The sequence below is a fragment of the Bradyrhizobium sp. dw_78 genome (genome assembly GCF_018449525.1).
GTDB lineage: Bacteria > Pseudomonadota > Alphaproteobacteria > Rhizobiales > Xanthobacteraceae > Bradyrhizobium.
Map to the genome: position 1 here is coordinate 235886 of NZ_JAAVUS010000003.1, position 26284 is coordinate 262169.

The 26284-nt window shown below is 60.4% G+C and carries 21 protein-coding genes and 1 tRNA gene; 17 read left to right on the top strand and 5 right to left on the bottom strand.

What is annotated here, in order from left to right; genetic code table 11:
- Positions 1-36: 36 nt before the first annotated feature.
- Entirely contained in the window at positions 37-1308 is a 1272-nt protein-coding gene (gene fahA / locus HB630_RS10210) for a fumarylacetoacetase (RefSeq protein ID WP_213772115.1), read from the top strand.
- Between the two features lie 49 nt (positions 1309-1357).
- On the opposite strand, the gene HB630_RS10215 is transcribed toward fahA, so the two are convergent.
- Positions 1358-1825 carry an Lrp/AsnC family transcriptional regulator gene (locus HB630_RS10215; RefSeq protein ID WP_213772116.1) on the bottom strand — a complete coding sequence of 156 codons (468 nt, stop codon included), beginning with the start codon at positions 1823-1825 and terminating at the stop codon, positions 1358-1360.
- 120 nt (positions 1826-1945) lie between these two features.
- Here HB630_RS10215 and hppD point away from each other — a divergent pair, with 120 nt between their 5' ends.
- The gene (gene hppD / locus HB630_RS10220) at positions 1946-3061 is read left to right on the top strand and encodes a 4-hydroxyphenylpyruvate dioxygenase (protein ID WP_213772117.1); all 1116 of its coding nucleotides are present in this window, start codon (positions 1946-1948) and stop codon (positions 3059-3061) included.
- A gap of 259 nt (positions 3062-3320) precedes the next feature.
- Here the strand turns inward: hppD and HB630_RS10225 are convergent, their stop codons facing one another.
- Both HB630_RS10225 and HB630_RS10230 read right to left on the bottom strand, forming a co-directional pair.
- Positions 3321-4640 (bottom strand): MFS transporter, encoded by a 1320-nt coding sequence (locus HB630_RS10225; RefSeq protein WP_213772118.1) that lies wholly within the window; start codon positions 4638-4640, stop codon positions 3321-3323.
- 142 nt (positions 4641-4782) lie between these two features.
- Positions 4783-5904: a CoA transferase gene (locus HB630_RS10230; RefSeq protein ID WP_213772119.1), complete on the bottom strand. Its 1122-nt coding sequence runs from the start codon at positions 5902-5904 to the stop codon at positions 4783-4785.
- 337 nt (positions 5905-6241) lie between these two features.
- Here HB630_RS10230 and HB630_RS10235 point away from each other — a divergent pair, with 337 nt between their 5' ends.
- Positions 6242-8281 carry a HAMP domain-containing methyl-accepting chemotaxis protein gene (locus HB630_RS10235; protein WP_213772120.1) on the top strand — a complete coding sequence of 680 codons (2040 nt, stop codon included), beginning with the start codon at positions 6242-6244 and terminating at the stop codon, positions 8279-8281.
- A 152-nt stretch (positions 8282-8433) separates the two neighbouring features.
- Here the strand turns inward: HB630_RS10235 and HB630_RS10240 are convergent, their stop codons facing one another.
- Positions 8434-8799: a DUF3175 domain-containing protein gene (locus tag HB630_RS10240; RefSeq protein WP_213772121.1), complete on the bottom strand. Its 366-nt coding sequence runs from the start codon at positions 8797-8799 to the stop codon at positions 8434-8436.
- Between the two features lie 235 nt (positions 8800-9034).
- Here HB630_RS10240 and HB630_RS10245 point away from each other — a divergent pair, with 235 nt between their 5' ends.
- The 5 genes from HB630_RS10245 (at position 9035) to HB630_RS10265 (ending at position 13768) form a co-directional block, all read left to right on the top strand.
- On the top strand, positions 9035-10492 hold the full coding sequence (locus HB630_RS10245) for an MFS transporter (RefSeq protein WP_249780781.1): 1458 nt from the start codon (positions 9035-9037) through the stop codon (positions 10490-10492).
- Between the two features lie 6 nt (positions 10493-10498).
- Entirely contained in the window at positions 10499-11326 is an 828-nt protein-coding gene (gene otsB, locus HB630_RS10250) for a trehalose-phosphatase (RefSeq protein WP_213772122.1), read from the top strand.
- Between the two features lie 164 nt (positions 11327-11490).
- Positions 11491-12963, top strand: coding sequence for a trehalose-6-phosphate synthase (locus HB630_RS10255; RefSeq protein ID WP_213772123.1), 1473 nt, complete (start codon positions 11491-11493; stop codon positions 12961-12963).
- 377 nt (positions 12964-13340) lie between these two features.
- Positions 13341-13430 (top strand) — tRNA-Ser (locus tag HB630_RS10260).
- Positions 13431-13504: 74 nt separating this feature from the next.
- Entirely contained in the window at positions 13505-13768 is a 264-nt protein-coding gene (locus HB630_RS10265) for an integrase arm-type DNA-binding domain-containing protein (RefSeq protein ID WP_213772124.1), read from the top strand.
- 415 nt (positions 13769-14183) lie between these two features.
- On the opposite strand, the gene HB630_RS10270 is transcribed toward HB630_RS10265, so the two are convergent.
- A complete protein-coding gene (locus HB630_RS10270; RefSeq protein ID WP_213772125.1) occupies positions 14184-15050 on the bottom strand; it encodes a MurR/RpiR family transcriptional regulator in 867 nt (288 codons plus the stop codon).
- Positions 15051-15440: 390 nt separating this feature from the next.
- On the opposite strand from HB630_RS10270, the gene HB630_RS10275 reads away from it, so the two are divergent.
- From HB630_RS10275 to HB630_RS10315, 9 genes are all read left to right on the top strand, one after another.
- Complete coding sequence (locus HB630_RS10275; protein ID WP_213772126.1) at positions 15441-16451, top strand: LLM class flavin-dependent oxidoreductase; 1011 nt, start codon at positions 15441-15443, stop codon at positions 16449-16451.
- 270 nt (positions 16452-16721) lie between these two features.
- The gene (locus tag HB630_RS10280; RefSeq protein ID WP_213772127.1) at positions 16722-17579 is read left to right on the top strand and encodes a xanthine dehydrogenase family protein subunit M; all 858 of its coding nucleotides are present in this window, start codon (positions 16722-16724) and stop codon (positions 17577-17579) included.
- Positions 17580-17596: 17 nt separating this feature from the next.
- Positions 17597-18070: a (2Fe-2S)-binding protein gene (locus HB630_RS10285; protein WP_213772128.1), complete on the top strand. Its 474-nt coding sequence runs from the start codon at positions 17597-17599 to the stop codon at positions 18068-18070.
- Positions 18070-20346, top strand: a complete 2277-nt coding sequence (locus tag HB630_RS10290; RefSeq protein ID WP_213772129.1) for a xanthine dehydrogenase family protein molybdopterin-binding subunit — start codon at positions 18070-18072, stop codon at positions 20344-20346. Before HB630_RS10285 ends, HB630_RS10290 begins: the two co-directional genes overlap by 1 nt.
- A gap of 338 nt (positions 20347-20684) precedes the next feature.
- Entirely contained in the window at positions 20685-21815 is a 1131-nt protein-coding gene (locus HB630_RS10295; RefSeq protein WP_213772130.1) for a M20/M25/M40 family metallo-hydrolase, read from the top strand.
- Complete coding sequence (iadA, locus tag HB630_RS10300; protein WP_213772131.1) at positions 21812-22966, top strand: beta-aspartyl-peptidase; 1155 nt, start codon at positions 21812-21814, stop codon at positions 22964-22966. The genes HB630_RS10295 and iadA overlap by 4 nt, the downstream gene beginning before the upstream one ends.
- Positions 22967-23193: 227 nt before the next feature.
- Positions 23194-24156 carry a tripartite tricarboxylate transporter substrate binding protein gene (locus HB630_RS10305; protein WP_249780809.1) on the top strand — a complete coding sequence of 321 codons (963 nt, stop codon included), beginning with the start codon at positions 23194-23196 and terminating at the stop codon, positions 24154-24156.
- 109 nt (positions 24157-24265) lie between these two features.
- Positions 24266-24730 carry a tripartite tricarboxylate transporter TctB family protein gene (locus HB630_RS10310; protein WP_213772133.1) on the top strand — a complete coding sequence of 155 codons (465 nt, stop codon included), beginning with the start codon at positions 24266-24268 and terminating at the stop codon, positions 24728-24730.
- 46 nt (positions 24731-24776) lie between these two features.
- Complete coding sequence (locus HB630_RS10315) at positions 24777-26267, top strand: tripartite tricarboxylate transporter permease (RefSeq protein ID WP_346656067.1); 1491 nt, start codon at positions 24777-24779, stop codon at positions 26265-26267.
- Positions 26268-26284: the final 17 nt, after the last annotated feature.

Consider the following 26284-nt stretch of genomic DNA (forward strand, 5'->3'; position numbering starts at 1 on the left):
GGCGCATCCCGGAATGACATTTTCTTGGAGAATTAAGTGACCCATCCCAACGACCCCACTCTCCGCTCCTTCATCGACGTCGATCCGACGTTGGACTTCCCGATCCAGAACCTCCCCTACGGCGTGTTCTCGACTGCGGACGGGCTCGCTCCACGCGTAGGGGTCGCGATCGGTGATGACGTGCTCGATCTCTGGCAGCTTGCGCAGGATTGCCGGATTGATGTTGCCGAACTTGGCGTGTTCGCGGCATCGACGCTCAATCCCTTCATGGCGCTGGGACCGAAGGTATGGTCGCGAGTCCGCGCACGCATCAGCGAATTGCTGCGCCATGACAATCCGGAACTGCGCGACAATGAAAAATTGCGCCGTCGCGTGCTGGTGCCGATGGCCGATGTCAAACTGCATCTGCCGATCGCGGTTTCCGGTTATACCGATTTCTATGCCTCGAAGGAGCACGCCACCAATATCGGCGTCATCTTCCGCGGCAAGGACAATGCATTGCAGCCGAATTGGCTACATATGCCGGTCGGTTATAACGGTCGCGCGTCGACGATGGTGGTCTCCGGCACCAAAGTGCGGCGGCCGCGCGGCCAGTTGAAACCGGCGAACGCCGAGGTGCCAAGTTTCGGGCCGTGCCAGCGGCTCGACTTCGAGCTCGAAATGGGCGTCGTGATCGGGCAGTCCTCGACGATGGGCGAAATGCTCAGCGAAAACCAGGCGGAGGAGATGATCTTCGGTTTTGTGCTGCTCAATGATTGGAGCGCACGTGACATCCAGCAATGGGAATATGTGCCGCTCGGGCCGTTCCAGGGCAAGGCGTTCGCGACCTCGATCAGCCCGTGGATCGTCACCCGCGAGGCGCTGGAGCCGTTCCGGGTGAACGGGCCTGAACAGAAGCCGACGCCGCTGCCTTATCTTCAGCAGACGCGCCCGAACAATTACGATCTGCAGCTCGATGTCGATCTGCGCGCGGTGCAGATGAAGCAAGCGATGCGGATCTGCCGGACCAATTTCAAATACATGTATTGGTCGTCGGTGCAGCAATTGATGCATCACGCCTCAAGCGGCTGCGCGATGAATATCGGCGATCTTCTGGGGAGCGGCACCATCAGCGGCCCGGAGAAGCATCAGCGCGGCAGCCTGATGGAGATCAGCTGGAACGGCACCGAGCCGTTCGAGTTGCCGGGGGGTGGCAAGCGCACGTTCCTCGAAGACGGAGATTCGCTCGCATTGCGCGGCTGGTGCCAGGGCGACGGCTACCGCGTCGGTTTTGGCGAAGTGGAGGGGACGATTTTGCCGGCGCAGTGACGGTTGATATTCGAAGCGCGAATTTTTCTTGATTTCGAACAAGGCCAGCTCAGTCTCGGAGCGGCAATTTCGAGCTTTCCTTCAAACGGTCCAGCACGATCGATGAGCGCACATGCGCCACGCTCTGGTGCGGCATCAGCACGTTGTTGACGATGTCGGACAGGCTCTTGAGGTCGCGCAGCACGGCTTTCAGCACATAATCGGCGTCGCCGGTCAGCGCATAGGCTTCCTGAATTTCGTCGACGCGGTTGACCAGCGCGCGAAACTTCTTGGCGTTGTCGGGCGAGTGGGTCGCAAGCGTGATGTGGATGAAGGCGATCAGGTTAAAGCCGAGCGCTTCGCCGGCGAGATCGGCGTGATAGCCCGAAATGACTTTTTCCTCTTCCAGCCGCATGCGGCGGCGCGAGCATTGCGATGCCGACAGGCCCACCCGATCGGCCAGCTGTTGGTTGGTCAGCCGGCCGTCGTCCTGCAACGCGCCGAGGATCTTGAGGTCGAAGGTGTCGACGGAGATCATGCGTCTTTTATCACTTATATGCACAAACCATGCGTAATTATAGCATAATGCCCGCGGATTGCATGAACTTTGCGGCCCGAGCCGCGCAAAATCCCGATAGCCAAAAGAGGGAGATTCGCCATGGGTCCGTTTCCGCATGACGCGCCGGCCGCCACCATCAGCGCCGACAATCCGATGGGCACCGACGGCTTCGAGTTCGTCGAATATGCGCATCCGAAGCCCGAAGAACTGCACGCGCTGTTCAAGCTGACGGGATATGAGCCGGTCGCGCGCCACAAGACCAAGAAGATCACGGTCTATCGCCAGGGCGACATCAACTATCTCGTTAATGAAGAGCCCGGCACCCACGGCTTCGATTTCGTCTCGGCGCATGGGCCGTGCGCGCCGTCGATGGCGTTTCGTGTCGTCGACGCGAAACAGGCCTATGAACGGGCGCTGTCGCTGGGCGCGGAGCCCGCCGGTGCTTCATCCGCAGAAAAGACGCTCGATGTTCCCGCGATCAAGGGTATCGGCGGCAGCCTGCTGTATCTGGTCGATCGCTACGGCGCCAAGGGCTCGGCCTATGACGCCGAGTTCGAATGGCTCGGCGCCGAAAACCCGCATCCGGTGGGCGTCGGATTGTTCCACGTCGATCATCTGACCCACAACGTCCAGCGCGGCCGCATGGATGTCTGGACCGGCTTCTACGAAAAATTGTTCAACTTCCGGCAGATTCGTTATTTCGACATCGAGGGCCGCGCCTCCGGCCTGTTCTCGCGGGCGCTGACCAGTCCCGACGGCAAGATCCGGATTCCGATCAACGAGGATGCCGGCGATTCCGGCCAGATCGAGGAATATCTCAACGTCTATCGCGGCGAGGGCATCCAGCACATCGCCTGCGGCGTGCATGATATCCACGACACGATCGAAACGCTGCGCGAGGCCGGGCTGCCGTTCATGCCGTCGCCGCCGGACACCTATTTCGACAAAATCGACAGGCGGTTGCCGAAACATGGCGAGGACGTCACGCGCCTGCAAAAGAACGGCATCCTGATCGACGGCGAGGGCGTGGTCGACGGCGGCCAGACCAAGGTGCTGCTGCAGATATTTTCCGCCAATGCCATCGGCCCGATCTTCTTCGAGTTCATCCAGCGCAAGGGCGACGACGGCTTCGGCGAGGGCAATTTCAAGGCGCTGTTCGAATCGATCGAGGAAGACCAGATCCGCCGCGGTGTGCTCAAGGTGGAGGCGGCGTAGCTTCCTTGGTCATTTCCGGGGCGTATCGTAGATACGAGCCCGGAATCCCGATGTAATAACCTCCGGATTTCGGGTTCGATGCTGTCGCATCGCCCCGGAATGACGGTGGCTGGGTTTTTTCGCTCGCGATGACGCGAGAATTATCCTCCTGCCTTCCACGTGCGGATCAACTCGCCGATATCCACCATCGCTACGCCACGGATCGCCGACGGCATGCGCGAGAAGCGGGCTGCTGACGCCATGGCAGGCGATGCATACCTCACGCGTCGGCAAGTATTGCTGTCTGCGTTGTCGTCCCGGGCTTGTGATCCTGCGTGTCCGGAATCCGGATCGCCGCGGTCGCGAGGAAATTGACCACGCTCATCGCGACGATATACCAAATCCAGGAGAGTTTATCGCCCGTGGCTGTGATGATCCACGTAAAGACGATCTGTGCAGTGCCGCCGAAAATGGTGACGCCGAGTGCGTAGGCGATGGAAAGTCCCGAGGTGCGCACGGCCGCGGGGAAAATCAGCGGAATAAGCGAGATACTTGCGGAAGAACACACGGCATGAATGGCCATCAGCGCGGCCATGGCGATGACCAGCACCGGCGGCGAGCCGGAGGTCACCACGACTTGCAGAACCGGATAGAGCAGCAGGGCAACGATCAGGCGCGGCACCAGCGCGATCCGCTTGACGCCGAACCTGTCCGCGAGAACGCCGCCGACCAGCGAGAACACCACGCCGCTGACGCCGGTGGCGAGATTGGCGGCCATCGACCAGCCCTGGCTGTAATGCAGCGTGTTGATGGCGTAGGTGGTCGTGTAGATGAAGAAATACTGGGTGATCGTTGCACCCGAGACCACCAGGATGCACAGCAGGATCTTTTGCCAATGGCCGATCAGCACCTCGGAGAGGACCTTTCCGATGTTGCCGTGGGCTTGTTCGGCATCCATCGTCTCGTCGAGATTGCGGCGAATGTAATAGCCGATGGGCGCGATCAGAATGCCGAGCAGGAAGGGTACCCGCCAGCCCCAGCTATCGGTAGCGCCAGGCGTGATCAGCGCGGCCAGCAAAAGGCCGACCAATCCGGAAATCACGCTGCCGATATTCTGGCTGGCCAATTGCCAGCTCCCGAAAAAGAAACGCCGATGGGCCGGCGCGCTTTCCAGCAGATAGGTCGTCGCCGGTCCCATCTCGCCGCCGGTCGAAAACCCCTGCAATAGCCGCGCGAACACCAGCAGGACAGGCGCCAGCACGCCGATGTCGGCATAGGTGGGCAACAGCCCGATCATGCCGCTGCCGACCGCCATCAGCCAGATGGTCAGGGTCATGGCGGGGCGGCGGCCGAACCGGTCGGCGTAGGCGCCGATCAGAATGCCGCCGAGAGGACGCGCGACAAATCCGACGCCGAAGGTGGCGACCGTGAGCAGCAGGCTGACGCTCGGATTGTCCGTCGGGAAAAAGGCCTTCGCAAGCCAGACGGCGAAGGCCGCATAAACCGTGAAATCGTAGAATTCCAGCGCATTCCCGAGAATGGCTGCGGTTACCCGTATGTGCGAGGAGGGCGTGCGGCGGACATCTTCGGTTTGGCTCATGAGAACTTTCGGCACGGATAAATGGCTGGCGTACAATGAAGCAAGAAGCCTGCCTTGTTTGCCGGGCGTATTAGATCGTGCCGTGGATATATATAGTCACGAATTGGGTAAGTCGAATTTGCCCGAGCGACGACTACCCCGTTCAGCGACCCCGTGCGGAGCCTTGCCATTCGCTTGTCAGCGCCAGGAGATCCGCGGTTTCCGTATCCCGCGCCGCCGAGGGTGTGCGCGAGAAGCGCGGCGCCGGGGCGGGTTGTGTCACGCCGTGGCGGGTGACGAAGACCTCGCGCGCCGCCATGTGCGGATGATGGGGCGCTTCCGTCATGGTCAGGATCGGCGCGAAGCAGATGTCGGTGCCTTCCATGATCGCGCACCACTCAGTGCGGGTTCTGGTCTTGAATGCCTCCGCAAGCTTTTGCTTCAGCGCGGGCCAGGCCTCTTGGTCCATCTGCGCGTCGAAGTCGGGGTCGGAAAGTCCGGCATGTTCGCGCAACAGCGCGTAGAATTGCGGCTCGATCGAGCCGATCGAAATGAAGTTGCCGCACGAACATTCATAGACGCCATAGAAATGTGCGCCGCCGTCGAGGAAATTGCTCTCGCGCCCTTCGCGCCAGCGGCCGTCAGCGGACAGATCAAAGAACATCGACATCAGCGATGCCGCGCCGTCGCACATCGCGGCGTCCACCACCTGGCCCTGGCCGGATTTCTTCGCTTCCAACAGCGCCGCAAGCACGCCAACCACGAGATAAAGCGCGCCGCCGCCGAAATCGCCAACCAAATTGAGCGGCGGTACCGGCTTTTCCGCGGGGCCGATCGCGGCCAGCGCGCCGGTGATCGAAATGTAATTGATGTCGTGGCCGGCCGCCTGCGCCAGCGGGCCTTGCTGGCCCCATCCGGTCATGCGGCCATAAACGAGACGCGGATTGCGCGCCAGCACCGCATCGGGCCCAAGACCAAGGCGCTCCATCACGCCGGGCCGGAAACCTTCGATCAGCGCATCGGCATTCGCCAGCAGGTCGAGCACCCGCGTAACCGCGGCCTTGTCCTTCAAATCGAGCTCGACGACCTTGCGCCCGCGCGCCGCTACCGATTTCAGGTTCTTGTTGGCGCCGACGCGATCGAGCGTGACGACCTCCGCGCCCATATCCCCCAGCATCATGCAGGCGAACGGGCCGGGGCCGATGCCGGCGAATTCGACGATGCGATATCCGGCGAGCGGGCCGGAGGTGCGGGTAGAGGATTGGGCGGCTGCTTTATCGAGCACGTTGTTTTTCCATTGGTGCGTTTCCCTGCCCGACTTTCCCGCCTCGGGACGGGCGAGGCAAGTGCGATTTGGGACATTTTCAGTTCCGTGGCTTCGTCCATCAAGACGCAGCGCGCCAGCTGTCGAATACGATCGGCGATCCGTTCGTTCTCAGCGCCGTCTCGATGGCCGGCATCCGTATGACGCCGCTCGCGCGATCTCGCCGGCTGCGCTCCGGCGATGAGAACTCGACCTGAGCGCGAATTTACGGCCTTTTATCCATTTTACGCTAGTGTGCCGGGCTGGATCGGGCGCCCGGCGTACCGATACCGGCCGGAAAACGGGGGCAGGGATGGGAATGTCGAAGCGCGTCATGCAGCAATCGCTGTTCTTGAAACTTCCGGCCTTGCGGTTTCGCGGCAAGATCATGCTCGGCTTCATGGCCGTTCTCGTGATCTCGGCAGCCAGCATGGGCATCGCCTATCTTGGCTTTGAGCACGTCTCGTCAGGTGTGGCATCCTACCGAAAAAGCGTGTCGGAGGCCGATCTGGCGCGCACCATCGATCGCGACGTGGTCCTGTACCGGGGCTTGGCGCAATATTACGTGGTCACCGGCAAGGATGAGGACAGCAAGACGGCGCTGGCGGCCGAATCGGGTTTGAAGGACGCCATCGATCAGGCGATGAAGGGCACGACGAATCCGGCGGTGCTCGATCAGATCACGCGGCTGGCCCGGGAATTTCGTACCTTTACCAAGATTTTCGCCGACATCCTGAAGGTCAAGGGCGAGAGCATGCTGGTGTCGCAGAACCAGCTCGCGCGCGGCGGCAACATGCTGCGTTACAAGCTCGATGAGCTGGCGGGCGACGCCGGGGAAGCCGAGCTTCCGGCCATCGAACTCGGCATCAAGCAGGTAACTGCGCAATATCAGGCGATGACCGCGCTCGCCAACATGTTCGCCATCAATTCGGACCAGGCGGTTGCCGCCGCCGCGCTGGCGCGGCTGAAATTCGTCGAGAATTCGATTCACGCAATTTCGACGACCGATGACAAGATCGTGCATGGCCTCGGCGAGGCGGCCGGGCTGCTCGACGACTACAAGCAAGCCCTGAGCAAGCTGGTCGATAATGCAAAATCGATCCAGCAGCTGACCGGCGAGATGACCGATTCGGCCACCTCGATCATGCAGGGCTCAAGCACGATGAAGGCGGACCTGCTTGCGGATCAGCAAAGGCTGGAGGCCGAGTCCGATGCGACCATCGGCCGGACCGAGCGCCTGATCGTGATGCTCGCGGTCGGCGGCTTTCTGCTTGGCGGCGTGCTGGCGGCCTTGCTGGGCAGGGGAATATCCCGGCCGATGACCGCGATGTGCAAGGCGATGCGCGAACTCGCCGGCGGCAAGTTCGACGTCGTGTTGCCGGGACTCGGCCGCAAGGACGAGCTTGGCGAGATGGCCGGCGCAATGGAGGAATTCAAGGTGCAGGCGGTCGCCAAGGCCGAACGCGACGCCGCCGAGCAGGACGCCCGCAACAAGGCCGGCAGCGCCGCGCGCCGCGCCGAGCTCATTCGCTTTGCCGACGAATTCGAGGCCGCGGTGGGCGCGATCGTCTCCAATGTCTCGGCATCGGCCGAGCAACTCGAATCCGCCGCCGGAACGCTGACGCGGACCGCGGAAACCACACAAAGCCTGTCCGGCAAGGTCGCAGGCTCATCCGAGGAGGCCGCGAGCAACATGCAGTCGGTGGCGTCGGCCACGGAAGAGCTTTCCGCTTCCGTCGACGAAATCGGAAAGCGGGTGCGCGAATCCAACGGGATTGCCGAGGCGGCGGTCGTCCAGGCGCGGCAAACCGACGAACGCATCGGCAGATTGTCGCGCGCCGCGCAGGAGGTCGGCGACGTCGTCAAGCTGATTACCGCGATCGCCGAGCAAACCAATCTGCTGGCGTTGAACGCCACCATCGAGGCCGCCCGCGCCGGCGAGGCCGGCCGCGGCTTTGCCGTCGTCGCTTCCGAGGTCAAATCGCTGGCGAGCCAGACCGCGAAAGCGACCGACGACATTTCGTCCCATATCGCCGGCATGCAGGAAGCGACGCAGGAATCGGTTGTCGCCATCAAGGAAATCGGCGGCACCATTTCGCAGATCTCCGGCATCGCTTCGTCGATCGCCATCGCGGTGGAGCAACAAAGCTCGGCCACGCAGGAAATCGCGCTCAGCGTTCAGAAGGTCGCGCGCGGCACCGACGAGGCGTCGGCCAGCATCGTGGAAGTCAATCGCGGCGCGACCGAAACCGGGTCGGCGTCGGAGGGCGTGCTGAACTCGGCGCGGACACTGTCAAGCGAAAGCACGCGCCTGCGCGCGGAACTCGATCGCTTCATGGCCAATATTCGCGCGGCCTGAGTATCTCCGTCGCCCCGGCCTCCGAGCTGGGGCCCATAACCACCGTCGCTTGTTGTTTTAATTCAGGAAGTGACGGGCTTCGTGCCAACATCTCCGTCACGGCGTATGGGTTCCGGCTCAAGGCCGAGACGACGATAAAGACGGGATGACTTTCAATCTCTCCCGAACTGGTGCTTCAACTCGACCTTGGCGCGTTGCAGCCGGTCGCGCTGCGCCTTCGGCAAGGTCTTGCCGGCGCGGTTGATATAGAATGTCAGCATGGACAGCGCGGAACGATAGGCCCCCGTTTTGCGGCGCGAGCTGTGCTCCGCCGAAAGCTTGAGCGAGGCCGCGATTTTCTTTGGATCGGTGAGCGTGAAAACGCCGCGTTTCAGGTCGAGCGCGTCGCTTTCGCGCGTCACGCGTTGCGACCAGCGCTTTGGCGATGGCTTTGCGGCGGCCTTTTTCGGCGCCGGGCCGGTTGTGCGCTTTGTCTTTGGCGTCGATTTACGCGTCGCAATTCTTCGGCGTTCGGCCATGGATGACTCCCGTCATATCGGCAATGTCGGCGAAGAACAGCGGCTGACCGGATTCGTTCCTGAAGCCGCAATATGGAACCCGATGGCCTCTGCGGCGTTACTTTCAGGGGCGGGCATCATGGTTCCGCGATGAAGGTTTGAAGACCTTGGAATGTCGCGTTCCAGGGTTTTCGTCATTGGCCTTGGTCTGATGGACTTCCAACTGAAACAGCGAAATTCCGCGTCGAAGACAGCTATGCCCGCCACGAATTCCGCGCCGGCGAACGACGATCGCGTTATCGAGACCGATATCGCCGCCCGGCTCGACAGCCTGCCCTGGAGCGGCTTCCACACCCGCGTCGTGTTCGCGCTCGGCATCACCTGGATTCTCGATGGCCTTGAAGTGACGCTCGCGGGTACGCTGTCCGGCGCGCTGAAAGCGAGCCCGTCGCTGCATTTCAGCAATTTCGATGTCGGATTTTCCAACAGCGCCTATCTCGCCGGCGCCGTGCTCGGCGCGCTGGGTTTCGGATGGCTCACGGACCGGATCGGCCGCAAGAAGCTGTTCTTCATCACGCTGGCGCTCTATCTCACAGCGACCGCTGCGACCGCGCTGTCGTGGGGGCTGATGAGCTATGCCACGTTCCGTTTTTTCACCGGCGCCGGTATCGGCGGCGAATATACCGCGATCAATTCGACGATTCAGGAACTGGTGCCGGCGCGTTATCGCGGATGGACCGACATCGTGATCAATGGCAGCTTCTGGATCGGCACCGCGATGGGCGCGGTCTGCGCGATCGTGTTGCTCGATCCCGCGGTGATCGGGTCCGATCTCGGCTGGCGGCTCGCTTATTTCGCCGGCGCCTGTCTCGGGCTGGTGGTGCTGGTGATGCGGATGTGGATTCCCGAAAGTCCGCGCTGGCTGATCATTCATGGCTATCCCGATCGCGCCGACATCATCGTCGCCGATATCGAGCGATCCGTGATCGGAAAGGCGCAGGAGCCGCGCCAGCATCGCTGGCCCAAGATCAAACTGAGGATGCGCGACCACACCCCGTTGCGCGAGGTGGCGCACACGCTTTTTTCCGTCTATCGGCAGCGTGCGCTGGTCGGACTGGCGCTGATGGTGGCGCAGGCTTTTTTCTACAACGCGATCTTCTTCACCTTCGCGCTGGTGCTGAGCGAATTCTACGGCATCGCGGCGGACCGGATCGGCTGGTACATTCTGCCGTTCGCCGCAGGCAATTTCCTGGGGCCGCTATTGCTCGGCCGGCTGTTCGATACGCTGGGCCGCCGGGTGATGATCACCTTCACCTACGGCATCTCCGGTATTCTGCTGGCGCTTTCCGGCTATCTGTTCGCGCATGGCCTGTTGAGCGCGCAGGGCCAGACCATCGCCTGGATGGTGATTTTCTTTTTTGCTTCGCCGGCGGCCAGCGCCGCCTATCTCACCGTTAGCGAGACCTTTCCGCTGGAGATCCGTGCGCTGGCGATCGCGCTGTTCTATGCGGTCGGAACCGGAATCGGCGGCGTCGCGGGGCCGGCGCTGTTCGGCGCGTTGATCGATACCGGATCGCGCGGCAGCGTTTTCGCCGGTTATCTGTTCGGGGCGGGATTGATGGTGGCGGCGGCCGCGATCGCCTGGCGCTATTGCATCGCCGCCGAGCGCAAGCCGCTGGAATCCGTCGCACGGCCGTTGGCTTTTGTGGAGTAGAATGACATGAACGAGAAGTTGGCGGAGAAGCTGGTGCCAGAGGATCGATCGTTGGAACAGTCCATCCCTGATGCCGCCGTTCCGGTGTCGCGCGGGCGGTTGCCGCGGCTAAGCGAGACGGCGCTGCTGCTCGATATCGACGGCACGCTGCTCGATCTTGCACCGACGCCGCGCGAGGTCTGGGTGCCGCCGGGCCTGGCCAAGACCCTCAACGGCCTCCTGGAGCGGACCTCGGGCGCGCTGGCCTTCGTCAGCGGCCGCTCGTTGAACGATATCGATCTGATCTTTGCGCCGGACCAGTTCCCGGCGGTGGGAGGCCACGGCGCGGAAATGCGGCTCTCGGCCGATGGCGAGGCCGTCGCCAGCCATGCGCCGCCGATGGACAAGGAATTGAAACGGCGGCTCGCGGCCATCGCCAAACTCAGCCCGGGAATCCTGCTCGAAGACAAGGGCTATTCGCTGGCGCTGCATTACCGGCTGGCGCCGCATGCGGAGAAGGCGATCTATGAGGCGGTCGCGCTGATCCGGGCCGATCTGCCGAATGCGCCGATCGAGGTGCTGCCGGGAAAATCCGTATGCGAGATCAAGCATTCCGGGTTCAACAAGGCGTCGGGCGTGCTTGAACTGATGAAGCACGCGCCCTTCAAGGGCCGCCGCCCGCTTTTCATCGGCGACGACGTCACCGACGAGTCGGTGTTCGCCATCATGCCCGAGCTGAACGGTTTTGCATTTTCGGTTGGCCGGCATGCGCAAGGCGTGACCGGTCACTTCGATCAGCCCGGCGATGTCCGCACATGGCTTGCGCATCTGCTCGATGCAGAGGCAGGGCCATAATCGGTTGGCGATCATCGATTTCGGGCAATATTTGGCTTTTTTATTGAAATCATCGGGCTCCCACAGGCGTGCCCGAATTTGGTTTCAATTCGTTGAAAGGGTGCGCTGGAACCATATTGATGAATGGCTGTTAATACACGAGTGATTACCCAGGAGGGGACCCTGTGAATCTCGTCGTTGTTTCAAATCGCGTTGCGCGCGGTACAGCCCATGAACCCATGACCGGGGGGCTCGCCGCTGCGTTGTTGCCGGTGGTTGAGAAGTCCGGTGCGATTTGGGTCGGTTCCAGCGGCCGCGTCCGCGATGGCGCGCAAAAAGAGCCTTTTGCAGAAATTGAGGCGCTCGGAGCCGGTGCGCTAGCGATGCTCGACCTGCCGTCCGCGCATTACGGCGGCTATTATGAAGGTTTTGCGAACTCGGCATTGTGGCCGGCGCTGCATTCCCGTAGCGACCTGATCTGCGCGACCGAGGAGGATTATCGTTCTTATCGCGAAGTGAACAGCTTCATGGCAAGGGCGCTGCTGCGCTTCGTCAAGCCGGACACGGCGTTCTGGATCCAGGACTATCACTTCCTCGCGCTGGGCGCGGAACTGCGTCATTTGGGCGTGACGCGTCCAATCGGCTTCTTCCTGCATACGCCGTGGCCGACGCGTGCGATTATGGGCGGCGTGTCTCATCATCGCGAATTGATCGAGGCGATGCTGGCCTATGATCTGATCGGGTTCCAGACCCAGGACGATCGCGAGAATTTCCTCGATTATCTTGCTTCGGATCTTGGACTGGAAATAAAAAATAGCGTGGTGACCTCGCGCTACGGCAAATCACACATCAAGGTATTTCCGATCGGCATCGACCCGCGGAAATTCGCCGAGCAGTCCGCCAGGGCGGCGTCCCATCCCGACGTGTCGCGGCTGCGGCGAAGCCTGAACGGCGAGAAACTCGCGATCGGTGTCGACCGGCTGGATTATTCCAAGGGGCTGGTCAACCGCATCAAGGCGTTCGACCGCATGTGGACGATGCAGCCTGCGCTGGCGCGAACGGTGTCGTTGTTGCAGATCGCAACGCCGTCGCGCGGCGCGATCGAAGCCTACGGCAATCTGCAAAGCGAACTTGCCAAGCTGGTCAGCGACGTCAATGGCCGACACGGCGAGGTGGACTGGACTCCGATCCGCTACCTCAACAAGGGCTATAGCCAGACCGTGCTGGCGGGCCTCTATCGCACGGCGCAGGTCGGCGTGGTGACGCCGCTGCATGACGGCATGAATCTCGTCGCCAAGGAATATGTCGCGGCCCAGAACCCGGCCGATCCCGGCGTGCTGGTGCTGTCGAAATTCGCCGGCGCCGCGAACGAACTCGATACCGCGCTGCTGGTCAATCCGCACGATATCGACGGCATGGCGCGGACCATTGCGACCGCGGTCACGATGCCCCTGCACGAGCGGCGCATGCGCTGGGAAGCGATGATGGCGAAGCTTCGCGCCAGCACCATCCAGCAGTGGTTTGCCGATTTCGTCGATGCGTTGCAGGAAACAGCGCAGGAGACGCGGTCCGAGAGAGATCCGGCAGAGCCGTTGATCGACGAACCGCTGGCCGTACGGTCGCTTCGCTCGGCCGGTTCCGGTGTGCAGTATCACTGACCGCGCGGCAATCCATCGCCGGCTGATCGCGGTACGATGCGCCATCCTTGATGGCGTTATGTTTCGGCGCGCCCGGATGATCCGGGGCACGACGTCTTTTGCCTCAATCCGTCTTTGCCTTGGCCGATGCGAATACGCCCTGTCCCGCTGGCGGCAAGCGCCGCGCCGAAGGTCATGCCGTCTCCACAAAACCGAATGGCCGCTCCGGTCGGTCGTCCTTGCCGGCCGGTTTCCGCCTCACCGGCTTTCGCCAGCGCCTGCCGGCCGCCGCCGGAAATGCAAAATTATCAATAATATTCAATCGGTTGGGAAAATTGCGGCGATCCCGGCCACAGTCCCTTGCAAAACTCCTCCCGCGCCTTCAAGAGAGGGCATCCGGAGAGATGGCCGAGTGGCTTAAGGCGCACGCTTGGAAAGCGTGTGTGCGGGAAACCGTACCGTGGGTTCGAATCCCACTCTCTCCGCCAAAATCTCCCAAAAACCCTGCAAATTAAGCCCATTCCGCACTTTGTGGCCCCTTCTACCCCTGCCGATACGCCCGATGGTCGCGGCCTTTATCTGCAAGTCACGAAAAGGGGGCGCCGGCGACGTCACCCGGTCTTGGCTGTTCCAATACTCTTGGAACGGCAAGGTGCGGCAGGTGGGCCTCGGGTCGTACCAGCAGGCCTCGCTGGCTCAGGCAAGAAAGCGCGCCAAAGCCGCGCGCGACAAGCTGGCCAACGGCATCGATCCGATCGGCGAGAAGCGATTGCGGTGGGATGAGATCGGCGAACGCATGCAAACGCCTAGCCTGACAGATGTCTGAAGGCCCCTTTCCGAGTGCATTTTTCAGCCCTGATACGGGCTGCGGTTAGGCCGATGGGATGTCTATCCCAACAAGGATGTTGCGAAGTGGCAGATATCGTTACCCGGCTCGTCGCTCCGAAATAATGAGCCGTATTCGAGGAAGCCGGAGGTTGCGAATTGACGTTGAAAGGCCATCGTCGTCGCGCTCGATGTGAGCGCGTGCTTATGGCCCTACACACGAATGCTGCTGACTGCCTGCAGTTCGTGTTGTGCATCCTGCATCAAAACGCTGCTCAATAGTCACGCCGCCGCGTCGACAGGCGTCTAAGGTAAATTCAATCGGCCGACCGATCTCCTTCGTATCCGCAGGACGATCTTCTGCATTCCCGGAAATCAGTATCCGGCTTTTGTCGGTCCGGCCTCAAAAACGGTCTTCAACCAGTCAAGCGAACGAAGCGCTCGCTTAGGGAGGCCACCTTTTCCAAACGGTTGAGATTTTGTCGAACTGCGTCCGGTTGGGCATGCACGCAGAATGCGAGTAAAAGATTGGTAATGGCAACGGCGGCCACGAAAGAATTGCCGTAGAAGTCGGAAATGGCAGGGGCGATCAGGCTGTAGTCGCTGAGTTGAGCGGCTGGCGAATTCCGCGAATCGGTAATGGCGCTAGTGGGCGCCCCGGCGGACTTGGCGATCTGAATCGCGTCCACCGTCGCCTTGCTGTATCGGGGAAAGGAATATGCGATCAGGACATCCTTTTCGTTTGCCCAACTCAGCTGCTCGAACATGGAATCGCTCGATACAATGACCGTGACCTTGGGTGAGATCTTGGTGAGATAGTGGCCCAGCAGGATGGCTGGCGAACGCGATGATCGAAGCCCGACAATATAACAGGTTCGCGCAGCGCATATGGCATCCACCAATTCCTGCAGAGCCTTGCAGTCGACGGTTTCGAGCGCCGCACGAAGATTGGAGATTTCCCGATCGGCCAGATGCTCGACAAGTTTCGACTTGTCCTTGATTTCGTCGCTGCCGATGAGGCGGTCCACGGGGGACAGAGTTTCAAGCAGCCCCTGGCGCAGGAAATCCTGCAGTTCGGGATAGCCGTGGAAGCCGAGCATTCTCGCAAAGCGGACGACCGTCGATTCGCTTGCGCCGACGCTCGATGCGATTTCCGCCGCCGTCAAAAATGCCGCTTTGTGTCCGCTTTTCAAAAGGAACGCCGCGATTTTATTGTGCGTGACGGACAGCGATCGCTCAATGACGTTTAAGCGCTCGAGCAGGGTTCTTTCTTGCAACTTCATCTCCCGTTTTCCGAACTGCGAATTCAGAAGTCATATAGTGACTATTATTAAGGCAATAACGCAAGTCTTGCATCAATGACGGAATACTGTTATCTCGGTAAATTATAGCAAGCGCTCCTGCACTTTTGGGCATGTTAACAATCGGGTTCTCCCTCGGAAGTCTCGTTGGAAAGTCTCGGTGGGTTCGAAAATATCTTGTTCGCGACGGGTAATGGCGGGCCTTGCTCTCGTTCAGCCAGAACTGCGCATTGTCGCGTGTGTCGATCTCTCCCGCCATCGGCGTAACGCGATAGGTCCCGGCGGAAACTCCATCGTTTCCGGACGGAGGCGGTGTGTCATCTGCGACCGCCGCACTGGGTATGCAAGACTTGATATCAAGGTGAAGTTCGAATGACGAGGATCGGTTTTGCTACGGGCTACGACCACACCGTTCGTATCCAGGACTTTGCCAACGCAATACGTGCGGCGGAGGATCGCAATTTTGAGATTGGATTCTTCTCCGAGACATGGGCGCTGATGCGCGACTCGGTCACGGCCATGGCGGCGTTTGCGATGGCCACCAATAAAATCAGTTTGGGCTGTACCCAGATTGTCCGTCTTCGCAGCCCCGTATTGATGGCGCAGACGGCGGCGACCCTCGACGAGTTTTCCGGCGGACGAATGGTGATATGCCCGGGGGCGGCATCAGAGGTTCATGCCAAACGCCACGGATTCGAGCATGTGACGCCCGCGCTAGCTCTGAGGGAATGGGTCGAGGTTTTCCGGCTGATGCTGTCTGGTGACAAGGTCGATTACCAGGGCAAGCTGTTGAAAATCGAAGGCGCCCAATTGGGCTGGAAGCCCGTTCGTTCCAGGATTCCACTTTGGTTTGCCGCGACGAGCACGACCGGTCTTCGGCTTGCGGGAAAATTGGCTGATGGAGTCCTGCTCAATACCGTTTCATCCCCGGAATATGCAGCCAACGCTATCAAGATCGTGAAGGCGGCGGCCGAGGAAGAGGGGCGCGACTGGAAGGATTTCCAGGTTGCTATTCTCATCAATACCTCGGTCGAGGACGACCCGGATGCCGCCATCGACGCGGTGCGTTGGGAAGTCGCTAACAAGTTCATGCCCGAAAAGGTCGTCTCGCAATCAAAGGCGCGACAGCGCGTCGGAGAACCCTATATCGACGAGGATGAATTGCCGCGTCTTCATTCCGCGTATGCGACGGGAGGCAAGGAAGCCTTGGCAAAGGCCCTCAGCAAGAAAACAGTCCAGGGTCTGACAGCAGCTGGAACGCCGGCCGATGTCGTGAAGAAGATTCAGGAGTATCGGGACGCCGGGGTACATCTTCCGATCGTCAGGCCCGCGGCCTGGCATCAGAATGAAGCAATTCTCAATCTGTTCGCTCCCCGAAATTAGGCGCGGAGTATTGCGGGTGAGCTTGTGAACCAGATTTCTTGCCGGCAGTCGGAGATCGAGATTCTATCATCGATCAATGACGGGAGATCGCGCGACGGGAGTGCGTGCGGGAAGGACTGGGGCTTGTATAGCGCGGGCCGATCCGGGCGCCGCCGTTGCGAGCGGCATGACGAGAAAACGAGACGGCCAAGCGGATGTAACCGTCGATACTGGTTCCGTCCGGCCGCCGAGGATCCCGGCAAATCACGCCGACGCTGACCGGGAGCCGTCATGAAGCCGCCAAGCTTTGCATACGCGTCGCCTTCGACTTTGGCTGAAGCCGTCAATCTGCTGGCCTCGGGCAACGGGAATGCAAAAGTGATTTCGGGCGGCCAAAGTCTGATGCCGATGCTGGCATTCCGTCTCGCTGCGCCCGATTTGCTTGTCGATCTCAAGCACCTGAAGGATCTCGGTACCATCACGATCGGCGACGATGGTGTCAGGTTGGGTGCCAAGGTCCGATGGTGCGACATCGAGAACGACCGACGATTGGTCCGTAGTCATCCTTTGCTTGCGGAAGCCATAAAACACGTCGCGCATTATCAGGTCCGTAACCGGGGAACGATCGGGGGTTCGCTCGCGCATGCGGACCCGTCTGCCGAGATGCCCGGCGTGGCGTTGACCTGCGACGGTGAGATGACCATCGTGGGAAGCGGTGGCACCCGAGTAGAAAAAGCATCCTCGTTCTTTACCGGTCCGTTGCAGACGAGTCTGGAGCCGGACGAAATTGTTACCGAACTCCACCTTCCGGCCTGGCCCGCCACGAGACGCTGGGCGTTTCGGGAGTTTGCCCGCAGAAAAGGCGACTTCGCGATGGCCGGGGTGCTGCTTTTCTATGATCTGGATCACAGGAATTGCGCGGTCGACGCACACATCGGCGCGATCGGCATTGCCGATTGCCCGATCAGACTGTCCGCGGCAGAGGCGGCGCTAAACGGAAATGCGGTCACGGAAGACTGCATTGCTGCCGTGGCAGCGGCAGCGAAGGAATCGATCGATCCGCCGTCCGACATCCATGCGCCCGGTGCCTATCGTCGCGCGCTGCTGGGTACGTTACTGGCTCGCGGCCTTCAACACTCGATCTCCTGAGGACCTGGACACGCCGGATGCAAGTTGCATTTGAACTCAACGGAGATCCGGTCAACGCGGACGTCGAACCCCGCACGACGCTTGCCGACTGTATCAGGGATCGTTTGGGGCGGACCGGGACTCATGTCGGATGCGAGCATGGTGTTTGCGGGGCTTGCACCGTGCTCGTCAATGGCGAGGCCGTCCGTTCCTGCCTGATGCTGGCCGTGCAGGCACAGGACGAAAAGGTTGTCACGATCGAAGGGTTGTCCGGAGACCAGTTGTCTCCCCTGCAGGCAGCGTTTCGCAAACACCATGCGCTTCAGTGCGGCTTTTGTACGCCGGGTTTCATCACCACCGCCCACGCGCTTCTTACCAACGAGCCGGACGCCGACCAGGAAAGGATACGCGAGGTCCTGTCGGGCAATCTGTGCAGATGCACCGGCTACATTCCGATCGTGGAGGCTATTCTGGATGCCCGCAGTCACTATGCCCGCGACGGGGAAAAGTGATGAAGGTCTCGAATTCCTACGTCGGCCGTCCGATGGAGCGCGTCGAGGATCTTCGCATGGTGCGAGGCAGGGGCACCTACGTCGCAGACGTCAATCGGCCTGACCAGCTTTATGCGGTGATCCTGCGCAGTTCCGTTGCTCACGGGACGATCCGCTCTATCGACTTCACCCGCGCTCTCGAACTACCGGGAGTCAGGCATGTCCTGACCGCTGGCGGTCTGGGCGATTTCGTCCCGCGCATTCCCGTGCGCTTGCAATCGCTGCCCGAGCTTGAGCCGTTTCACCAGCCGGTGCTTGCGGACCGGAAGGTTCGCTATGTCGGAGAGCCCGTTGCGGTCGTGATCGCCGATACGGCGGCGATCGCTGAAGATGCCCTGGAGCATATCGTTCTCGATATTGAAACGCTGCCTGCCGTCGCCGGCCGGGAACAGGCCGAAACCGAGCCTTCGCTTCTTTTCGAAGGCCATGGCTCCAACACCGCAATTACCTGGAGGGCTTGTCTCGGCGACGCCGATGCGGCGTTCAAGTCCGCAGACTACGTGCGACGCGAACGGTTTAAAGTTCAGCGCCACACCGCAATGTTCATGGAGCCGCGAGGCTTCGTTGCCGAATGGAATGCTGTTGCGGGTGAAATGACGGTCTGGGGCACGGCAAAGACGGCCTTTTACAATCGTCGCGTGCTTGCCGCTGCTCTCGGCCTGGACGAGCACGCCGTAAAGCTGGTCGAGGTCGATGTCGGCGGCGGATTCGGGTCGCGGGGAGAATTTTATCCCGAGGACTATCTGATTCCCGCCGCGGCCATGATCGCGCGGCGACCCGTGAAGTGGACCGAAGATCGGCGGGAACACATGATGAGTGCCAATCACTCGCGCGACATCGAGTGTGACGTTGAGATCGCGGTGAGCCGTGACGGGCGCTTCCTGGGACTCCGCGGTCAGATCTGGGCGGACATTGGCGCCTATCTCCGGACAAATGGTTCAGTTGGTCCGCGGAATGTCGCGCAATGCATGTCCGGTCCTTATTGTTTCGAGAGCGTCGATCTCAGGAGCTCGATGCTGGTGACAAACAAGACCCCGACCGGCAGTTACCGGGGGCCGGGAAGGTTCGAGGCCGATTTCGCCCGCGAGCGCTTGATCGATATCGTTGCAAGAGATCTTGAGATGGATCGTCTCGAGTTGCGACGCCGCAATCTGGTCGCGGACAGCCAGATGCCATATCCGCTTCCGACCGTGACCCCATTCGAAAGTACGAACGAACTCGATAGCGGCGACTATCACGCGGTGTTCGACCGTTGTCTGGCGGAATTCAAATGGGAAGACAGGAGCAAACTGCGCGGCAGGTTGATCGACGGCTATTATCACGGCCTCGGAATCGGCAGCTTCATAGAGGGCGGCGCCGCGGGGCCAAAGGAAGACGCGCGGCTCGTTCTCGAAACGGATGGTTCGCTTTCGGTATATCTCGGCTCGTCCGCGATCGGCCAGGGACTGGAAACGATCATGTCCCAGATTGCAGCCGACGCGATGGAGGTTCCTTTTGAGAGGATCACGATCAATCACGGATCGACCGATCATGTGAAGGACGGCTACGGCTCGTATCATTCGCGCTCGACGGTGATGGGCGGCTCGTCAATTCTGCTCGCGGCGGAGAAATTAAAGGAGCTTATTCGCGAGACCGCTGCGAAACGCTTCAATTGCAGTCCCGCCGACGTCTCGATCGACGGGGAGAAGGTCAGCCATGCCGGCAATCACCTGACGTTTTCAAATCTTTCGGACATTCCGCTGGAGGTCGAAGCCTCGTTCTTCAACAGCAAGCACACCTGGGCATACGGCACGCAGGCGGCATATGTCGCGGTCGATCCCGGCACAGGCCATGTCAAGGTGATCGATTATCTCTCGGTCGAGGACGTTGGCCGGATGATCAATCCCCTGACGCTGCACGGACAGGCGATCGGGTCGATCGTGCAGGGCCTCGGCGGGACCTTCCTTGAGCATCTCGTTTATGATTCCGAAGGCCAGCTCCTGACCGGCTCGTTTGCCGACTATCTGCTGCCGACGGCATCCGACTTTCCCAACATCCGGTCGATTACGCTTGAGTTGAAGCGGTGCCCCAACAATCCCCTGGGAGCAAAGGGCGCAGGCGAGGGCGGCATAATTCCGGTCGCGGGCGTGATCGGCAATGCGGTGGCCGACGCCCTGTTTCATCTGAACGTCCAGCCGAACGAACTGCCGCTTTCCCCTCCGCGCCTATGGCAATTGATTGAGGAAGCTCGACAGTAACGTATCGTTCTGTCGCGCGCCGACCGGCCCGTATGAAAATCGCGCCTGTCGATGGTCTCCCGTTCCGCGCTGAGGATGTCTGGATAGCCGACGGCTCTTCCCGTTCTGCGATGACCGACGTCCCGCAAGCGGTCGCCGGTACAACCGCGTTTCGCGCCGTGCGCCGCCTTGTCAGATTGGATTTCGGTTGTGCCGCGCCAAGCGACTACGGGGGCCGCCCGACATCCTTGCGGGTGATCAGGCCAGTGAAGAAATAGCAGAATACTTGCATCAATGACGGCAATATGTTATCATCTTGTCAAGTTTGCAACGGTGTAATTAACAGTGGTGGGCAGGGTTTGCTTGATTTGATCGAGGTGGATACCGGTTTCGGGGAAGCGCTTGTTCAGGAAGCGCTCGCCATCTGCAGAATACCGTCTCCCACCTTTAGCGAGGGAAACCGCGCGCAATACATCGCCGACCGGCTCCGCGAGTTTGGCCTGAAGCAGGTCGAAATCGATCATCTATCCAACGTGACGGCCTTGCTGCCTGCGGACGAGTGTCGAGCTCCTCCCATCATGCTCGTTGCGCATATCGATACGGTGTTTCCCGAAGGAACCAATGTCGAGCCCCGCTGGGATGGTCGGTATTGGCGGGCGCCGGGAATCCGGGACAACAGTGCATCCGCCGCGATCACGCTACTGCTGCCGGAACTGTTGCGCCGCAACGGCGTGAGATTGGCGCGCGATCTCATATTGGCATTCTCTGTCGGCGAAGAGGGGTTGGGCAACCTTCGCGGCATGCGCGCCTTGATGGATCGATACGGCGATCGGGTCTCGGCGGTTATCGCCGTCGATGGAAATCTGGGTATCGTCAATCACATCGCGATCAGCGTGCGGCGGCTGGAAATCGCGGTCAAGACGGCGGGCGGTCATAGCTGGGCGGATGCTGGCAAGCCGAGCGCCGTGCATGTGCTTGCACGCGTCGCCGGAAAAATAAGCGAGATAGCGGTGCCTTCGAATCCGAAGACCGTTCTCAATATCGGAACCGTGAACGGAGGCACCTCCGTCAATGCGATCGCCCAGCAGGCCAATCTTTCGCTCGATATAAGGTCGCTGGATCATGCTGTCGTGCAGGCGCTTGAAGCGGAAGTGCGAGGTATCGTCGGCGCCATTCCTGCCGACGAACAGATTGACGTTGCAATTTCCGTAATTGGAGATCGCCCGGGAGGAGAGATCGCCTCCAGTCATCCGCTGGTCCGGGCTATCCTGGACGGACTTGCGGGAGTTGGGGTAACGGGGTCGTTGTTGCCGGGCAGTACCGACGCCAACATCCCTCTTTCTCTTGGCATAGCCGCGGCTTCGATGGGTGTCACTTCCGGAGGAAGCATTCACACCCTGCAAGAGTTTCTGGATCCTGAAAGTCTGCCGGTTGGAGCCGGCGCTCTTTTGCGGACTCTCATCTTGATGCAGGAGGATGCAAAGCCGTGATCACCGTATTGAGGAACTGTCGTCTTCATAATCCCAGGGAAGTCGGGATTCGCGATGTACTTGTCGCGGATCATCGTATCGCAGCCGTCGAGAGCTCTTTGCCGCGAGTTGGTTTGTCTGACGTCAGGGAAATTGACTGTCAGGGCAAAATAGTGGCGCCTGGGTTCATCGACAGCCACGTCCATATACTTGGTGGCGGCGGCAGCAACGGCCCAATCACCCGCGGGCCCGAACTGAATCTCACGGAATTTACCACCAACGGAACAACCACGGTGGTCGGATTGCTGGGCGCCGACGGGTTGACGCGAGACTTGATGGGCTTGCTGGCGAAAGCGCGCGCTCTCGAGCTCGAAGGAATGTCAGCTTACATTCTTCTCGGCGCTTACGATCTACCGCTTCCTTCCTTCACCGGCGATCTCAAGAAGGACATCGTCCTGGTTTCCAATGCGCTCGGCATCGGCGAAGTGGCGATCGCGGACGAACGTTCGTCGCAGCCGACGCTTGAGGAGATCATCCGTATCGGTGCCGATGCCCGCATCGCCGGGCGCCTGGCCGGTCGCGGCGGATTCGTCAACATCCATATCGGACCGGGAAAGAAAGGCATCCAACTGCTGTTCGACGCGGTCGAACAGAGCGATCTGCCGCCCAACACCTACTTGCCCACACACTGCAATCGAAACGGCGCCGTGCTTGACCAGATGGTCAAGTGGGGCGAGCTGGGCGGACCGATAGATCTCACCACCATCAGAACCATCCCGGGATTCGTTGCGTGTCCCGACGCAGTGGAGTTCTTGCTCGGGAAAGGCGTGCCGCTCGAACGGCTCAGCATGAGCACAGATGGCGGAGGAGTTTATCCCCACCTGTCGGACGCGCGGGGCAACTCCACAATGGCGCGCTGGGAGACCAGCGCTCTCCATTATGAATTCAAGAGCGTGGTGGATGCAGGCATAGATATTGCATCCGCGTTAAGCATAGTGAGCGCAAATCCGGCCCGGCATTTGCGACTCTATCCGCGAAAGGGCGTGATCGCTGCAGGATCGGATGCCGATCTTGTCGTTCTCAATGAGGATCTGACCATCGATAAGGTTATCGCCATGGGGCAGTTGATGGTGGATGGCGGACAGGCGGTCGTCAAAGGAGTCTTCGAATAGCGTGTCCGACATCGTCAAAGCCGATTTCAGGAATTGTTGAGCGAGGCTCTGATCTCCTTGATTGCGGCTAATCGTTCAGAAGGTTTCGAGCGCGGCGGGCATGATGCCGCTTCCGTCGGAACTGCCCGAGTTTACGCCCCTGATCGCAAAACAGAGCGTTCGTAAGCGACGTTCTGCGATCTCCTGAAAGAGGGCGTGCCGAGAGTGAATGGAGAAGCGACGTGGTCATGAAACTGAGCCGTATCGTATTGTCGGTTATATTGCTATGCGGCTTTGCGCAGTCATCCCAGGCGCTCGACTATCCCACCAAGTTCGTTCGACTGATCATTCCCTTTCCGCCGGGAGGCGGATCGGAAGCGCAGGCAAGAACGCTGGCCATGCAGCTCAGCAAGATGTGGAATCAGCAGGTCATCGTCGAGAACAGGCCCGGAGCAGGGACGACCATAGGCGCGGCGTACGTGGCCAATTCGGCGCCCGATGGCTACACGCTCTATTTGAACAGCGTTTCTCACACCGTGGCTGCCAGCCTCTACAGCAACCTCAGATACGATCCCGTCAAGAGCTTTACGCCGATCTCGCGCCTGTCGACCTCTCCGTTCATATTGCTGGTCAATCCCTCGCTTGGCGTAAATTCGATGGCTGATTTGCTGGCGCTGGCGCGCAGCAAGCCGGGTAAACTGAACTATGGAACGACCGGGGTCGGCGCCGGTCCGTATTTGGCCGCGCAAATGATGGTCGCCACTACCAAGATCGACGCGCGGCACGTTCCCTTCAACGGCTCGGGGCCGCTGCTGACGGCGGTGCTCGGAAATGTCGTCGACTTCGGCTTCGGCGATCCGAGCGCGTTGCCGTCGATCAAGGCCGGCACGTTGAAGGCGCTGGGCGTGACCAGCATCAAGCGTTCTGCGATCCTTCCTGACGTGCCGACGTTCGATGAGACCATTCAAAAAGGCTTCGACATGGCGAATTGGAGTTCGATCCTGGCGCCCGCCAACACGCCGCCCGAAATCGTCAACTTCATTAACCAGTCGATCGCTACGGCCGTGAAGTCGCCCGAGATGATCAAGGCCTTTGCCGCTCAGGGCTTTGAGCCAGCACCCAGCAGCCCGGAAGAACTTCGCGAGCTGATGATTTCCGAAGTAAAGAAGTACCACGATGTGCTGGAAGCGGCAGGCGTCAAGCCGCAATGAAAAGTCGGGGTTCTTCGTTGTCGAGCGCTGCATCCTGTCACGGACGTAACTCGCTCGACGTGGTTTGCGGAGAATTTATTTTCGAGTTGCGCGACAGGAAGTCGGAGAGATGAAGCCGTTCGCGAGAGTTAGTAGGGATCATTATGCCGGCGGCCTGGTGGCGCTGATCGGTCTGGGAACGATCGCTCAGGCCAGCCGCTACGATCTCGGGACTCGAGAGATGATGGGTTCGGGATTCTTTCCGATGATACTGGGAAGCGTTCTGCTGGCGGTGGGAGTGCTTATCTTCGTCAGCGCGGGCCGCGCTGCAGCGGACCGGCATGAGGGAAACGATCTCGGCGCTCCGGAGTGGCGGGGATGGGTCTGCATTATCGCCGGGATGTCGCTCTTCATTTTTCTCGCCGAAAGGCGTGGCCTTTTGCCGGCGACATTCGCATGCGTCTTCGTTTCCGCGCTTGGCGATAAAAACTCCAGCTTCAAGAGCGCGTTGGTCCTCGCTGCCGGCATGAGCGTTCTCGGCATCGCGCTGTTTTCATACGGGCTGAAAATTCCCCTCCCCGTGCTGAACTGGTGATGTGATGTTTGCGACGGCGATAGCGGATCTATCTCATGGTTTTGGAGTGGCATTCCAGCCGCACAACTTCCTGGCGTGTCTCGTCGGGGTGTTGATGGGTAATCTCGTCGGCGTCCTTCCCGGCATGGGGGTGATGGCTGCGATTTCGATTCTGCTTCCCGTTACATTTTCGATGCCGCCTGTGGCGGCCATTCTGATGCTCGCGGGCATCTATTATGGCGCCCAATATGGCGGAGCGATCTGCTCGATCCTGCTGAACCTGCCATGTCACCCGCCGCATGCGGTGACCTGCCTGGATGGTTACCCGCTCACGCAGCAAGGCAAGGGCGGAACCGCTTTGGGAATCACCATGATGGCGTCGTTCGTCGGCGCATCGTTCGGCATAACCGAGATGATCTTTTTCGCGCCCGTGCTTGTCAGGGTGGCGCTCAAATTCGGTCCTCCGGAAATTTGCTCACTGATGCTGTTGGGGCTTTTGGCAGGCTCGACGTTGACGCGCGGGTCTCCGCTGAAGGGCGTTGCAATGACGACGCTTGGCCTGACGCTCGGCCTTGTCGGTTCGGACGCGTTGAACGGAACGGAACGATTCACATTCGGCCTGCTTGATCTGGCCGACGGCATCGACGTCGTCGCGCTGGCTCTCGGCTTGTTCGGCATCGCCGAGTTTCTAAAAAGCGTAAACAAGATCGTTCCTCTTCATGCGTCCCGGGCGAAGCTCCGGCTCCGGGACATGCGGCCTAGCCGGGCGGATATCAAGGCGGCATCGATTCCAATGCTGCGCGGGACGATCATCGGCAGTTTGTGCGCGCTCATTCCTGGAACGGGCCCGACGATCGCTTCGTTCATCTCATATGCCACTGAAAAGAAGCTCTCGAAGACGCCCGAGAGATTCGGCCGCGGTGCGATCGAGGGAGTCGCCGCTCCGGAAGCCTCGACGCATTCTGCGGTGCAGGGCGATTTCATTCCGACGATGAGTCTCGGCATTCCCGGCGACGCGGTAATGGCACTGCTCCTTGCGGCGCTTACGATTCAGGGAATTAGCCCCGGTCCGCAATTGATCAGCGACCATCCCGATATTTTCTGGGGCCTGATCGCAAGCTTCTGGGTCGGAAATATTCTTCTTGTCGTTCTCAACGTGCCGCTGATCGGGCTGTGGGTAAAGCTGCTTACGGTGCCCTACAAGTATCTATATCCCAGTGCCCTGTTTTTCGTTTGCGTCGGAGTCTACAGCACGAACAACGACCTGTTTCAGGTCGGCGAAACGCTCGCGATCGGTATTGCCGGCTACGTGCTGCTGACGCTTGGTTTTCATCCAGCGCCGATACTTCTCGGTTTCGTTCTCGGGCCCCGTTTCGAGGAAAATCTCCGCAGGACGATGCTGATCTCGCGGGGCGATTTCGCGGTGTTCGTGGAGCGGCCGATCAGCGCCGTCTTTCTCGCGCTTTGTGTCATCCTGATCGGAACGCAGATCTATTTGAAATGGCGCAAGGACAGCGTCGAGGAGCCGTCTGCTCCGGCCCCGATCTTCGATAGTTGACCTACACGGGAGGCATG